Below are 12,779 nucleotides of genomic sequence, written 5' to 3'. Positions count from 1 at the left end.
TGGAGCGGGGGTGGGCGCTCGCGGTGTCGTGAGCGGGGACGACATCGGCGGCCCCGCCGGAACGGGGCCGCCGATGGTCGGGTCAACGGGTCAGCATTCGGAGGCGTAGAGCGCCGCCTGGCCTTCCTCCGTGTCGAGGTTCTCCTTCGTCACGATCGTGAAGCCGGTCTGGATCTTCTCCTCCGTCGGCTCGCCGTTGATTGCGGCGATTGCCTGTTCCACACCCTGGTAGCCGATGTCGTAGGGCTGTTGGGCGATGATCGCCTGGAGCACGCCGTCCTCGAGCGCATCGACCTGTGCGGGACCCGCGTCGAAACCGACCACGTCGACTTCACCGACCGCGCCGGCCTGTTGGATTCCGGTCGCTGCGCCTTCGGCGCTGAAGATGTTCGTGGCGAAAATCGCCTTGAGGTCGGGGTAACGCTGCAGGGTGGACGTCACGATGTCGGCGGCCTTCGCGGGCTGGTTCTTCGCATACTGCACGCCGACGTATTCGAACTTCGGATCCTTCGCGACCGCCTCTTCGAAGCCCTTGACGCGGTCGACCGAGGTCGAGATCCCGGGCTGGTTGTCGATGACGAGGACCTTGCCACCGTCCGGAACGAGGTTCTGGATCGCCTCGAATGCGGCGGCTCCTCCGCCGATGTTGTCGGAGGCGATCTCCGAGACCGCGATCGAGGGATCCTCGATGGTCGTGTCGACCAGCACGATCTTGCTGTTCTGGGCGGCTTCTTCCAACGGCCGCTGCAGCGCACTCACGTCATTGGGGGCGATGAGGATCGCGTCGGGCTCGGTGGCGGTGACCGATGCCACGATCGGTTGCTGCAGCGCGGGATCCCACTTCTGGGGCCCCTGCACGCTGACCTCTGCGCCGAACTCATCGGCGGCTGCGCGGACGCCACATTCCATCGAGATGTAGAACTCGTCCCCGATGACGCCCTGGATGAAGGCGATGCTCGGTGCACCGGAGTCGTCCCCTCCGGTATCGGTGGAGTTTGCGTTGCTCTCGGGGCTGTTGCCGGTGGAGCAGGCGGCCATGCCTGTTGCCATCGCCAACGCTGCGGTGGCGATGAGGATGCGGTTCCTGGCCATGTCAGACGTCCTTTCGGTTGGAGGAGAACATGCGGGTGAAAAGGTTGGTTGTCACCTTGCCGCGGTTCGCCGCGGCTCGGCGGACCTGGTCGGCGTACACGGCGGCGATGAGGAACGCGCCGACAACGACCTGCTGCCAGTACGGCTGGACTCCGAGAATCACGAAGCCGTTCCGGAGCGTGGCGGGGATGAGCAGGCCGATCACGGTGCCGAACACTGCGCCGATTCCGCCGAACAGGCTCGTGCCGCCGATCACGACGCCGGCGATGACGTCCAGGTTCGTCAGACTGTGTCCGGCGATCGTCGTGGAGCGGAAGAAGGCGAGGTTGAGCACTCCCGCGAGGCCGGCAAGGAGGCCGGCGAAGGCATACACCTTGATCAACTGGCGATCGACGTTGATCCCGACCCGCCGGCATGCCTCGGGGTTGGAGCCGATTGCCGAAGTGTGGAGTCCGAACTTCGTACGATGGAGGAGGACGATGCCGAGGATGACGACGGCGGCAGCGATGAGTACGAGGATCGGAACGCCGAGGATCCGACCGAAGCCGACCGTGTCGACGAGGACGTCGGGTGCCGCGCGCAGGTCGATACCACCGGTGAGTACCTGTGCGAGCCCGAGCGCGGCAACGAACGTGCCGAGGGTGACGATCATCGGTGGCACCTTGAGTTTGGCCACGCAGAATCCGTTGAGGAGTCCCCAGCCGACGCCCGAGAGGAGGGCGGCCGCGATACCGGCGATTGCGACACCCCAGCCCTGTCCGTCCCCCATGCGTTCCATGACCATCGAGGAGACGACGCCGGAGAAGACCAGGATCGTACCCATCGAGAGGTCGATGCCGGCCGTGATGATGATGAACGTCGTGCCGACTCCGAGGACCGCGAGGATCGACACGCTGATGGCGATGTTCCGGAAGTTCGATCCATCGAAGAATGCAGTCGGGCTCAGCACGCTGAAGAGGATGACGATTCCGAGCCACACGAGCACGATCTGCATCGCCTGGGCCGCGACGGCGGCGCGCACACGTTCGCCGAGTCCCTTCTTCGGGAGCGTGGGGACGGCGGTGGGCGCGGGTTTGGTTTCGATGCTCATGCTGCATCCCTTTCATCCAGGGCGCCGGTCATGGCACCGACGAGTTCGTCGACGTTCGTCTCGGAGGACTTGTACAGCGCGACCCGTCGGCCGTGCCGTAGGACGTGGATCCGGTCCGATACCTGCAATACCTCGGGCATGGAGTGGCTGATGAGCACGACCCCCAGTCCGGTATCACGAATGCGGCGTACGAGGTCGAGTACTCCCTTGGTCTGGACCACACCGAGCGCGGCCGTGGGCTCATCGAGGAAGATGACCTTGCTCGCCCAGGCGGCGGCGCGCGCGACGGCGATGGCCTGGCGCTGCCCGCCTGACATGCCGCCGACCGGACCGTCGTAATCCCGGACGGTCGCGCCGAGGTCGGCGAAGGCCTGCGCCCCGTGGTTGCGCATCTTGTTCCGCTCCATGAATCCGAGCTTTCCGAGCAGACCACGACGCATGACCTCGCGGCCCAGGTACATGTTCTGGATCGGGTTGAGATGGTTGGCGAGTGCGAGGTCCTGGAACACGGTCTCGATCCCGAGTTCTCGGGCATCTGTCGGGTTCGTCAGGGTGAGGGGCCGACCGTCGAAGTAGAGCTGGCCGGCGTTGGGCGAGTCCGCCCCCGCGAGGATTCGTACAAGGGTCGATTTCCCGGCCCCGTTGTCGCCGATCAATGCGGAGACCTCGCCGGGGCGGACATCGAAGTCCGCGCCCTGGAGGGCCTGGACGGATCCGAACGTGCGGGCTATTCCGCGCGCTTCGTAGATGGGAGCTTCGCTCATGGCAACGGTTCCTCCTAGGACGCGGTTGGTTGGGTGTCGCGGAGCGGTGAACGCGGTTGCGGGCGCAGTTCCCCGGATCCGCGTTGCACGAGATCCGCCGGTACGTAGATCACGGGCGTGACCGGGTCGGGCCGGTCGGGTTGGAGTCGGTCGAGCATGGCTGTTGCCGCGGTCGTCCCGATTGCTCGCGGTGAGTGGTCGATGATCGTCACGGCCGGGGAGAGGCTCTCGGCCATCGGGAAGTCTCCGAAGGAGATGAGGGCGATATCCGTGCGCCGGAATTGGTGCAGGGCGGGGAGCAGGCCGAGGGAGAGGCGCGTGTTGGTCGAGATGAGAGCAGTCGGCGGTTCGGCGAGGGCGAGGAGTTCGACAAGTGCCGGCAACACGTCTGGGGACTCCAGGCAGTCGGCACGGATCAGGCGTTCATCGACGCGAATGCCGGCCTCGCGCATTGCTGCCCGATAGCCCTCGTGTCGACGGCCGGTCGTTGCGATTGCCGGGGTGTCGCTCAGCAGGGCGATCCGCGTATGCCCGTGTTCGAGGAGGTGTCGGGTCGCCAGACGGGTCAACCCGTGGTCGTCGGCCACAACCGACTGGGAGTTGGATGTGGCTCCGACTCGGTCCACGAAGACGAGTGGGAGGTCGCCGATCCGTGCTTCTGCGAGGCAGTCGCGGTCGGTGGGGGAGAGGATGATTCCGGCGCAACGACGTTGAGCCAGACTGTGAACCGTTTCCAATTCACGCTTCGGGTCACGGTTGCTCGAGGCGATCAGGCAGCGGTACCCGTGGGCGTCGAGCACAGATTCGACTTGCGCCACGAGCGTCGCGAAGAAGACATCCGCGATGCTGTCGACGACGACGCCGATGGTGCGGTCTCGACCGGCCCGGAGGGACCGCGCTGCCGGATCCGGAACGTAGTGCAGTTCGAGCATCGCGGCCTGCACGGCCGCCCGGGTGTCGTCGGCGACTTTTGGATGCTCGTTGAGCACCCGGGAAGCGGTCTTGGTGCTCACGCCCGCCAGTTCGGCCACGTCCTTCAGGGTGGGGCCGGATTCATGAGGCCTCATCGCGCGGTCCGGGTGGAGAGCGCGCGAGGGGAGGCGGATCGGGTCGCCATGCGGGTCTCCTCGTCGAGTCGATGTCATCGATGTCATCGGTGTAGGAAAGACTATGACCCCCGCGGCACGTCCCTGTCAACCTTGTGTTCTGACGGTGACCTGATCGTGTTCCAATCGTGTCTGAATCGCCGCGACTTGGAGCGTGGCCGCCTCGTGTGAATCCACCTCGATGAATGGAACGGCCGGGGCCGTGAGGTCGAGCGATGCGACGTAGCCCTCCAGGTCTGCGAGCTTGGCCCGGTCGCGTGCGGCCGAGCGGGACCGGAGCCGCCGGACCAGCTCGCCGGCGCTGATCCGGAGCCATACGAGGTGTGCGGTTCCGCCGTGCGCCTCGATGCGGCGGGCGAGCTCCGCCCAGGCTCGTGGATCGCGACGTTCGGCCGTGAACGGAGCCACGACGACGGTCGATACGCCGGCGTGCAGGCAATCCTGGACGACGCGATGGACACACTCGTAACGTGGCTCTCGGACGAGCGCGGCGAGCCGTGGGTCGTCGAGCCCCGCCGCCCCGATGAGCGAGGCCACGACGTCCACGAGTGGGTTCGTCATCGAGTCCTGGTCCAGCAGCGTTGCACGGAGTCGGCTCGCCAGTTCGAGGGCGGTCGTCGACTTCCCGGAGCCCGGAGGGCCCGTCATGATGATCACCTGCGGTGCTGATGCCACGATCACGAGCATAGTGCCGAGACAGGCCCGGTTCCGAGACCGCACGTCACCCGCCTGGAGAGGAAGCGCTCTCGCCGATGACAGACTGTCCATCGTGAGGACGACGTACGATTCAGCTCCCGCTTCCCTCGATCCCTCCGGCCCGCTGCACGAGCTCCGCCTCGCCGCAGGCCGAGCGCTCCGGGCGAAGGTCGCCGGCCCGGAGGCCCGCGCCCGAACCCAGGAGATCTGGGGAACCCCCGGGAGCCGGTGGTTCACTCCGACCGATCCGATCTGGCGCGTGCACAATGACGCGGCCATGTTCGCCGGCGGCATCACCGCGCTGCTCGTGCAGATGCTCCACCCGGCCGCGATGGCGGGCGTCGGGGACTTCTCCGGCTACAAGTCCGACCCGTGGGGCCGGCTGCAGCGCACGGCCGACTACATCGCGGTGACGACCTTCGGCACGATCGAGGCCGCCGAGCAGGTCTCCGCCCGCGTCGCCCGGATCCACGATCGCGTGAGCGGCACCGACGAGCTCGGCCGGCCCTACCGCGGCAACGACCCCGACCTGCTGCTGTGGGTCCACGACGCCGAGATCGACGCGTTCCTGCGCGCCTACCAGGCCTACAGCCCCACGCCGCTCACACCCGCCGAGGCCGATACGTACGTCGAGCAGACCGCGATCCCCGCCCGGCTCCTCGGCATCGCCGACCCGCCGCTCACGGTGGCGCAGCTGCGATCACAGCTGCGCGGGTTCCGCGCCGACCTCGCGATCACGAACTCGGCCAGGGAGGCCTCCCGGTTCGTCGTGCTGCACCCGCCGGTCGGCTTGGCGGCTCGGCCCGCCTACGGGATGCTCGTCGCCGGCGGGGTGGCACTCGTGCCGGGCTTCGCGCGCCGGATGCTCGGCCTGCCACTCGGCCCGCGCGCCGCGCGCTGGGTAGCCCGGCCGTTCGGACACGCGGCGGTCGCGGGAGTGCGGTGGGCCCTCGGCGGGCTCGACAAGGCGAACCGTCTCGCCCCGGCGGCACGCGGTCAGGGGCTGTGAGCGTGGGCGGGGCGCCGATCGCGGCACCGCCGGGGCGCGGTCTGCGGCGCGCGGGCGTGATCCTGGCCGTCGTCGGCGCGGTGCTCCTGGTCGGCGCCATCGCCGGGGGAGCGCTCCTGGCGAGCGCCGGCATCGGCGGCGAGATCGACAAGGTGCGCGACGCCGTCCCCGTCTCCGGGCGCGCCGAGCTCGACCTCGAGGACGGGCTCGACCTGCGCCTCTACCGCGAGGTCGGCACCGCGACACCGGACTGCCTCGTCTCGGACGAGGCCGGGACCGACGTGTCCACCGCGTTCTTCGGGTCGAGCACGATCAGCACGGGCGGTCGATCATGGACGGCGTTCCAGGCCTTCCGTACGGCCGGCGCCGGCACCTACTCGATCGAGTGTGGCTCGGCCGAGGTGCTCGTGGCGCAGCCGCTCTCACCGGGTGGGATCGTCGCCGGCGTCGGGGGGATCCTCACCGCGATCTTCGGCGGCTTCGCCGGCGGGATCGTGCTCGTGGGCGGGATCGTGCTCTACGTCGCGGGCCGGGTCAAGGCGAAGCGCACCCCGCCGCCTCCCGCCTGGGGAACGCCCCCGTTCTGACCCGGCTCCCGCTGGACTGAGGAGCGGTTTGGTTTCCTCGGCTGGGGAGTTTCGTGGTGGCGGGGCCCCGGGGAATTTCCCCGCTCGGCTGGGTGGCGGCCCTGGTTCGCTCGGCTGGGGAGTTTCCTGGTGCCGGGACCCCGGAGAGTTTCCCCGCTCGGCGGGTGGCGGCCTGGTTCCCTCGGCTGGGGAGTTTCCTGGTGGCGGGGCCCCGGGGAGTTTCCCCGCTCGGCTGGGTGGCGGCCTGGTTCGCTCGGCCGGGGAGTTTCGTGGTGGCGAGGCCCCGGGGAGTTTCCCCGCTCGGCGAGTGGCGGGTGGCGGGGCGATCCGGACCGGCGGGTGGCGGATGGCGGCACTTGTGACCACGCGTCGGTGGCGGGTCTGGTGACCACGTGTCGGCGGCGACTGGTCACCACGCGTCGCTGGCGCCGTGGCGGTGCGGCGTCGTGGTCACGCGGCGCAGGAACGCGACGAGCCGGCCGAGCGCGAGGCGGGCGTCGGAACTGCCCAGGTCGAAGTCGAACACGTGCCCGGACCGAGAGGTCTCCTCGAGCACCACCTCGTCGACGTCCCCGCCGACCTCGCGCAGCCGCGCGGCGAGCGCATGGGACTGCACCGCGAGCGGATCCCTGGGCCCCGAGGTGAGGAACGCCGGCGGAAAGTCGGCGTGGACGTGCGGGGTGATCGAGGAGTACGCGAACTCCGGGTCCTTCGCGAAGCTGCGCGAGCCGCTGTAGGCCCACAGCACCGTGCGCAGGTACCACCGGAACGGCCCCCGCACGGCCATGGCCGCGGCCGGGTCGAACGGACCGCTCGCCAGCGCCACGCCCACGATCCGTGCGGGATCGAGGAACTCCGTGATCCCGGCGCCGGCCGCGTACTCGCGGTCGAGGGAGGCGAGCACGGCCTGCGCCACGATGTGGGCCCCGGCGGAGTCGCCGCCGAGCACGAGCTGGTCAGGGTCGATGTCGAGTTCGGCGGCGTGATCCACCACGTACTGCACCGCCCGGCCCAGCTGGTGCACCTGGTCGGGGTGGAGGGCCTCGGGAGCCGGCGTGTAGTCGAGGTTGACGGTCGTGAAGCCGTGGGAGGCGACCACCGACAGGTACGGGCGCAGCGGCTCCTTCGCGCCCGTGACGAAGCCGCCGCCGTGCACCCAGATGAGCGCGGGCAGCGGCCGGGTGCCCTCGTGCTGGTAGACGTCGAGCAGGCACTCCGGCCGGGAGCCGTCATAGCGCAGGTCGAGCCGCTGCTCCAGGCCCGGCTGGATATGCGGAGCCGTCGCGGAGACCGGATCCGAGCCGTCGCCGGCGAAGAAGCGCAACAGCCACACCCGGGGCCACGGACTGGCCTCGTACGCGACCGCGGCCGTGGCCACGGCCGCCGCGAGCCCCCCGAGCACCCAGCCGCGCCGCATCGTCACCGCCCTGCCCGCACCGGGGGAGTGCGGCGCCCGCCGGTCGGCTCGGCGCCATCGATGCCCATGTCTCCATCATCCCTCGCGGCCGACCCCCCGGCCAGGGGTGGCGAGCTCTGCCGGCGCGGGACCGGGTGGGGCCGGGTGGGATCGGGGTGCCGGGTGGCCCTCGTCCACCCCGGTGGAGCGGGTGCGGCCGGGCCGGCCGCGAACGCGCCTCGGGGTGGTCAGCATGCCGCGATCGCCGACAGCGCCCGGGTGAGGATCGCCGGGAACGACGTGCGTCCGGGAGCCCCCCGGGACCAGGCGCGCAGGGCGGCGAGCAGCGCCCCCGCCTGCGCGGCGCCGACCACGTCGGCCTCGAGCGCGTCCATGCCGCGACGGCGCAGTCGGCCGGCGAGTATCCGGGCCAGCCGCTGCTGACGCAGTGCCGCGGACTCCTCCAGTTCCGCCACGACGCCCATCGGCTCGGCGTTGGCGAATGCGAGCACCACGGTTCCCGGGGTGAGCCGCTCGGCCAGGTGGAGCAGGGCCGCGGCCGTCTCCTCCCGCGGCGACGGCGCGGGCCGCACCGATGGCGACGGCCCGGCGGATCGATCGTCCTGCGCCGCCGCATCGTCGAGTCCCGTGCCCTCGAGTCCCGTGCCGCCGAGTCCCGTGCCGCCGACTCCCGTGCTGCCGAGTTCCGTGCTGCTGAGGTCTGTGCCGTCGAGTTCCGTGCCCTCGGGGTCCGTGCCGTCGAGGCCGGCACCCTCGAGCTCGGCGGCCAGGGACTCGAAGGCCTCGTCGATCGAGGTCCAGAGCAGGTCGCTCTTCGTGGGCACATAGTTGAAGAACGTGGCCCGGCTCACCCCGGCCCGGGCGGTGATGTCGGCCACAGACGTCGCGGCGTAGCCCTGCTCGAGGAAGAGTTCGCACGCCGCCTCCTCCAGGATCTCGCGGGAAGAGGCCCGTGGCCGGCCCGCGCGCTGACGTTGCCGCATCCCGAGATCCTACGGCAGCGGCCGGCTCGCGAGGCCTATTGTTGGACGCAGACCAACAATCTCGATCCGAAGGAGAACGACGTGGCCGATCAGGCGACCCGGGCCGGCGGGCCCTCGAGCACGCGCCGCACCCATCGCACCGCGGCACGCGCGGCCCTGGGCGCCGGCGCCGTCGTGGCCACCCTCGTGCTCGGCGCCTGTTCGGGCGGGGGAGCTGCGGAGGGCGAGGGGGCGTCGTCCGTCGGCCTGGAAGGCGCAGCGGGCGGAACGCTCGTGTACGCGACCGGCGACGCGGAGCCCGACTGCCTCGATCCGCACGTCGGCGGGAACTACCCGCAGGCACTCATCTCCACCCAATACCTCGAGCCGCTCGTGGGCCGCGACGCGAGCGGGCGGATCCAGCCCTGGCTCGCCACGGACTGGGAGGTCTCCGCCGACGGCCTCACGTGGGACCTCACCCTCGCAGACGGGATCACGTTCACCGACGGCACCCCGCTCGACGCCGAGGCCGTCAAGGTGAACATCGAGCACCTCCAGGATCCGGACACCGCCTCCTCCACCGGCTACCTCGCCGTGGCCAAGATCGAGACGGTCGAGGCGGTCGACGCCACCCACGTGCGCTTCCACCTGAGCGAGCCCGACTCCTCGCTGCTCGAGTCCCTGAGCCAGCAGTGGACCGCGATCCAGTCCCCGGCCGGAATCGCCCGCGGGATGGACGCCAACTGCGCCGCCCCGATCGGCACCGGCCCGTTCACCGTGGCCGAATGGGTGCCCCAGCAACACGTGATCCTCGAGCGCAACGAGGACTACGCCACCCCCGGCCCCGGGACCGAGAACACCGGCCCCGCCCACCTCGAGCGCATCGAATGGCGGTTCATCCCCGACCCGGCCACCCGCTGGGCCGCCCTGCGCTCCGGGGAGGTGAACGTGATCGACAACCCCGAGCCCGGCGCGATCACCGCCGCCGAGGCGGGCGGGGATATCGCCCACATCGACGCCCCGCGCCCCGGCTCCGTCAACCGCATCGAGCTGAACTCCGGCCAGGCGCCCTTCGACGACATCCGGGTGCGGCAGGCCTTCGTGCTCGCCGCCGACCCGAACCCGGGCATCGCCTCCCTCTACCAGGGCACGGCCACCCGGTCGTACTCGCCGCTGTCGAGCGTCGAGCCGGACGCCTACTCCGATCCGGACCTGTTCACCACCGACCCGGCCCGGGCGAACGAGCTCCTCGACGAGGCCGGCTGGACCGGGCGCGACGACCAGGGGTACCGCACGAGGGACGGCGAGCGGCTCACCGTGGCGTTCCCCGTGAGCACGAACCAGTCCGTGGCCGCCGAGCAGTCGCTCTTCGAACAGATCCAGGCGAACGAGAAGGCCGTCGGCTTCGAGGTCGTGCTCACCCCGCTCGACCTGAGCGCCTGGTACGAGGCCCTCGCGGCGCCCGAGAGCCCCGAGAGCCCAGACGCCGGATACGACTACGACGCCGTGAGCGCCCCCTACACCAAGGTCGGCCCGGACGTGCTGCGCATCCTCTACCACTCGAGCGGCCTCACCCCGGCCCCGAGCGGCTACTTCGCCAACCACGCCCAGATCGACGACCCGGCGCTCGACGCGCTGCTCGAGGAGGCGGCCGCGGCCACCGATCCGGCCGAACGCGCGAGCCTGTACACCCGGGCCCAGCAGCTCGTGCTCGAGGGCTACTACATCCTGCCGCTCTACGACCAGCAGAACCACTTCCTCGTGCGCGGCGCCACGGGGGTGCGCACCCTCGGCACGGTGGCCACGCCGACGTTCGTCGACGCCCGGCTGACCGACTGATCGGGCGGGTGGGCAATGGCCATCCTGCGCTGGCTCGCCGGCCGGCTCGCCGCAGCGGTGCTCGTCGCCTGGGTCGTGGCCACGCTCGTGTTCTTCGCGCTCCGGGCGGCCGGGGGAGACCCGAGCGAGGCCATCCTCGGCGGGCCCGGCTCCCAGGCGAGCCCGGAGGCGATGGCGCGGGTGCGCGAGGAGTACGCCCTCGATCGGCCGATCCTCGTGCAGTACCTGCGCCAGCTCGCGCGGGTGGCCACGTTCGACCTGGGCGATTCCTATTCGAGACGGCGCCCGGTCGCCGAGCTCATCGGCGCTCAGCTCGGGGGCACGCTCACCCTCGCGGTCGTCTCCCTCGCGCTCGCCTGGGTCCTCGCGCTCGCCGTGGCCACGGTCGCCGTGCTCTCGCGGGGACGACGCGGCCGGGCCGGTGTCGGCCTGCTGCGGGGGGCGGAGGTGGTTGCCTCCGTCATGCCGCACTTCTGGCTCGGCGCGGTCCTCATCGCCGTGTTCGCCGGCGGGCTCGGGTGGCTGCCGGCCACGAGCAGCGGGCTCGCCCCGGCCGGGCTCGTGCTGCCGGCGATCACGCTCGCCGTGCCCGTGGCCGGATTCCTCGGACAGGTCATGCGCGACGGCCTCGACGAGGCGCATGCGGCCCCGTTCGCCACGACCGCCCGCACCCGGGGGGCGAGCGAGGCCCGCGTGCTGTGGTTCCATTCGCTGCGGCACGCCGCCCTGCCGGCGATCGCGCTGAGCGGGTGGGCGTTCGGCTCGCTGCTGTCGGGGGCCGTGGTCGTGGAGACCCTGTTCGCCCGGCCCGGCCTCGGGCGGCTGCTCATCGAGGCGACCCACTCCCGGGACGTGCCCCTGGTCATCGGGGTGGTGCTCGTGGTGGCGCTCGGCTACGTCGTGGTCATGTCGGCCACCGACGTGCTCGAACGCATCGTGGACCCGCGCCTGCGCGGCCGGACCCAGGTGGTCGCGGCCGCCCCGGCGGGGGAGGTCGTCGGATGAGCACTCGACCGGGCGGGTGGCTCGCGAGGCTGGGCCTCGGCGGCACGGTGAGCCTCGCGATCGTCGCGGCGCTGCTCGTCGCCGCGCTCTGGGGGCCTGCTCGCCCCGGGCGACCCGACGGCGATCGCGCCCACGGAGGCGTTCGCGCCCCCGGGGCGGGCGGGGATCGCCGGCACCGACGCCTCGGGCCGCGACGTGTACACCCGCATCGTCCACGGCACGGGCCTCTCGCTGGGCATCGCGGCGGCCGCGACCGCGATCGGCCTGTCCCTCGCGGTCGTGCTGGGATTCGGCGCGGCCCTCGGCCCCCGCCGCCTCGACGCCGGCCTCAGCCGGATCATCGAGGTGATGTTCGCGCTGCCCTCGCTCGTGCTCGCCCTGCTGCTCGTGGCCGTGCTCGGCGCCGGGGTCGAGGCCTCCGTCATCGCGGTGGGGCTGGCGACCGCGCCCGGCTACGCCCGGATCCTGCGGGCCCGCGCCCAGGCCGTGGCCCGCAGCCCGTACGTGCTGGCCGCCCGGCTCGAGGGACTCCCCGGCCCGCGGGTGTTCGCCCGTCACGTGCTCCCGAACACCGTCTGGCCGCTCGTGGCCGTGGCCACCCTGGGGGTCGGGCAGGCGATCATCTGGGTCTCGGCGCTCAGCTATCTCGGGCTCGGGTCGCTGCCGCCCTCGCCGGAATGGGGGGCGATGCTCAACGACGGCCGGCTCTACATCGACAGTTCCTGGTGGCTCACCCTCGCCCCGGGGCTGGCCATCACCGTGACCGCAGCCGCCCTGACCCTGCTCGGGCGGCGCATCAGCGCGGCGGCCCCGGCATGAGCGGGCGCGCCGCGGGCGACCCGGTGCTCGACCTCGCCGGCCTGACCGTCGCCTTTGCCGGGGTGGGAACCGTGCTCGACGGCGTCGACCTGCGCCTGGCTCCGGGCCGGTGCCTGGCCGTCGTGGGGGAGTCCGGGGCCGGCAAGTCGGTGCTCGCGCGCAGCCTCGTCGGGCTCGCGGGCGAGGGCGGATCCCCCGCACGGACCTCGAGCGATCGATTCCTCGTCGCCGGCCGCGACGTGCGCCGTGCCACCGCGGGGCAGTGGCGCTCCCTGCGCGGGCGGCAGATCGGCTTCGTGCTCCAGGACGCCCTCGGCTCGCTCGACCCGCTGCGCACCGTCGCGCGCCGAGGTCGGCGAGACCCTCCGGCTGCGCGGTGTCGGCCGCATCGAG

At 71.4% G+C, this 12,779-nt stretch carries 12 protein-coding genes and 1 pseudogene; 6 read left to right on the top strand and 7 right to left on the bottom strand.

Going from position 1 to position 12,779, the window contains the following annotated elements; translation table 11 throughout:
* Window positions 1-90 precede the first annotated feature (90 nt).
* The 5 genes from GCE65_RS09060 to GCE65_RS09040 form a co-directional block, all read right to left on the bottom strand.
* Complete coding sequence (locus tag GCE65_RS09060) at window positions 91-1,092, bottom strand: ABC transporter substrate-binding protein (RefSeq protein ID WP_152818485.1); 1,002 nt, start codon at window positions 1,090-1,092, stop codon at window positions 91-93.
* Window position 1,093: 1 nt separating this feature from the next.
* The gene (locus GCE65_RS09055) at window positions 1,094-2,182 is read right to left on the bottom strand and encodes an ABC transporter permease (protein WP_153878153.1); all 1,089 of its coding nucleotides are present in this window, start codon (window positions 2,180-2,182) and stop codon (window positions 1,094-1,096) included.
* Window positions 2,179-2,946, bottom strand: a complete 768-nt coding sequence (locus tag GCE65_RS09050) for an ATP-binding cassette domain-containing protein (RefSeq protein WP_152818487.1) — start codon at window positions 2,944-2,946, stop codon at window positions 2,179-2,181. The genes GCE65_RS09055 and GCE65_RS09050 overlap by 4 nt, the downstream gene beginning before the upstream one ends.
* 14 nt (window positions 2,947-2,960) lie before the next feature.
* Complete coding sequence (locus tag GCE65_RS09045) at window positions 2,961-3,977, bottom strand: LacI family DNA-binding transcriptional regulator (RefSeq protein ID WP_194928659.1); 1,017 nt, start codon at window positions 3,975-3,977, stop codon at window positions 2,961-2,963.
* A gap of 162 nt (window positions 3,978-4,139) precedes the next feature.
* Window positions 4,140-4,727, bottom strand: a complete 588-nt coding sequence (locus GCE65_RS09040; protein ID WP_194928658.1) for an AAA family ATPase — start codon at window positions 4,725-4,727, stop codon at window positions 4,140-4,142.
* Window positions 4,728-4,821: 94 nt separating this feature from the next.
* Here GCE65_RS09040 and GCE65_RS09035 point away from each other — a divergent pair, with 94 nt between their 5' ends.
* On the top strand, window positions 4,822-5,757 hold the full coding sequence (locus GCE65_RS09035) for an oxygenase MpaB family protein (RefSeq protein WP_228759864.1): 936 nt from the start codon (window positions 4,822-4,824) through the stop codon (window positions 5,755-5,757).
* On the top strand, window positions 5,754-6,344 hold the full coding sequence (locus GCE65_RS09030; protein ID WP_153878150.1) for a hypothetical protein: 591 nt from the start codon (window positions 5,754-5,756) through the stop codon (window positions 6,342-6,344). Before GCE65_RS09035 ends, GCE65_RS09030 begins: the two co-directional genes overlap by 4 nt.
* Before the next feature lie 409 nt (window positions 6,345-6,753).
* Here the strand turns inward: GCE65_RS09030 and GCE65_RS09025 are convergent, their stop codons facing one another.
* Together GCE65_RS09025 and GCE65_RS17070 are read right to left on the bottom strand one after the other, a co-directional pair.
* Window positions 6,754-7,761, bottom strand: a complete 1,008-nt coding sequence (locus GCE65_RS09025; protein WP_153878149.1) for an alpha/beta hydrolase — start codon at window positions 7,759-7,761, stop codon at window positions 6,754-6,756.
* A gap of 227 nt (window positions 7,762-7,988) precedes the next feature.
* A complete protein-coding gene (locus tag GCE65_RS17070; protein WP_370460092.1) occupies window positions 7,989-8,744 on the bottom strand; it encodes a TetR/AcrR family transcriptional regulator in 756 nt (251 codons plus the stop codon).
* Window positions 8,745-8,825: 81 nt separating this feature from the next.
* Here GCE65_RS17070 and GCE65_RS09015 point away from each other — a divergent pair, with 81 nt between their 5' ends.
* The 4 genes and pseudogenes from GCE65_RS09015 to GCE65_RS16835 form a co-directional block, all read left to right on the top strand.
* Window positions 8,826-10,562 (top strand): ABC transporter substrate-binding protein, encoded by a 1,737-nt coding sequence (locus GCE65_RS09015; RefSeq protein WP_153878148.1) that lies wholly within the window; start codon window positions 8,826-8,828, stop codon window positions 10,560-10,562.
* A gap of 15 nt (window positions 10,563-10,577) precedes the next feature.
* Window positions 10,578-11,567, top strand: a complete 990-nt coding sequence (locus tag GCE65_RS09010; protein ID WP_153878147.1) for an ABC transporter permease — start codon at window positions 10,578-10,580, stop codon at window positions 11,565-11,567.
* 195 nt (window positions 11,568-11,762) lie between these two features.
* The gene (locus GCE65_RS09005) at window positions 11,763-12,386 is read left to right on the top strand and encodes an ABC transporter permease (protein ID WP_228759863.1); all 624 of its coding nucleotides are present in this window, start codon (window positions 11,763-11,765) and stop codon (window positions 12,384-12,386) included.
* Window positions 12,383-12,676: pseudogene (locus GCE65_RS16835) on the top strand (ATP-binding cassette domain-containing protein); the annotation flags it as partial. The gene GCE65_RS09005 and the pseudogene GCE65_RS16835, both read left to right, overlap by 4 nt.
* Between the last annotated feature and the right edge of the window lie 103 nt (window positions 12,677-12,779).

This window comes from Pseudactinotalea sp. HY158, from assembly GCF_009660225.1.
Taxonomy (GTDB): domain Bacteria; phylum Actinomycetota; class Actinomycetes; order Actinomycetales; family Beutenbergiaceae; genus HY158.
The sequence above is the reverse complement of the archived record's forward strand: the minus strand, read 5'-3'. Positions and strand labels throughout refer to the sequence as shown.

Coding starts and splice junctions, on each gene's coding strand:
- GCE65_RS09025 (WP_153878149.1), bottom strand. CDS start 7,761: ATGCGGCGCGGCTGGGTGCTCGGGGGGCTCGCGGCGGCCGTGGCCACG.
- GCE65_RS09050 (WP_152818487.1), bottom strand. CDS start 2,946: ATGAGCGAAGCTCCCATCTACGAAGCGCGCGGAATAGCCCGCACGTTC.
- GCE65_RS17070 (WP_370460092.1), bottom strand. CDS start 8,744: ATGCGGCAACGTCAGCGCGCGGGCCGGCCACGGGCCTCTTCCCGCGAG.
- GCE65_RS09010 (WP_153878147.1), top strand. CDS start 10,578: ATGGCCATCCTGCGCTGGCTCGCCGGCCGGCTCGCCGCAGCGGTGCTC.
- GCE65_RS09055 (WP_153878153.1), bottom strand. CDS start 2,182: ATGAGCATCGAAACCAAACCCGCGCCCACCGCCGTCCCCACGCTCCCG.
- GCE65_RS09060 (WP_152818485.1), bottom strand. CDS start 1,092: ATGGCCAGGAACCGCATCCTCATCGCCACCGCAGCGTTGGCGATGGCA.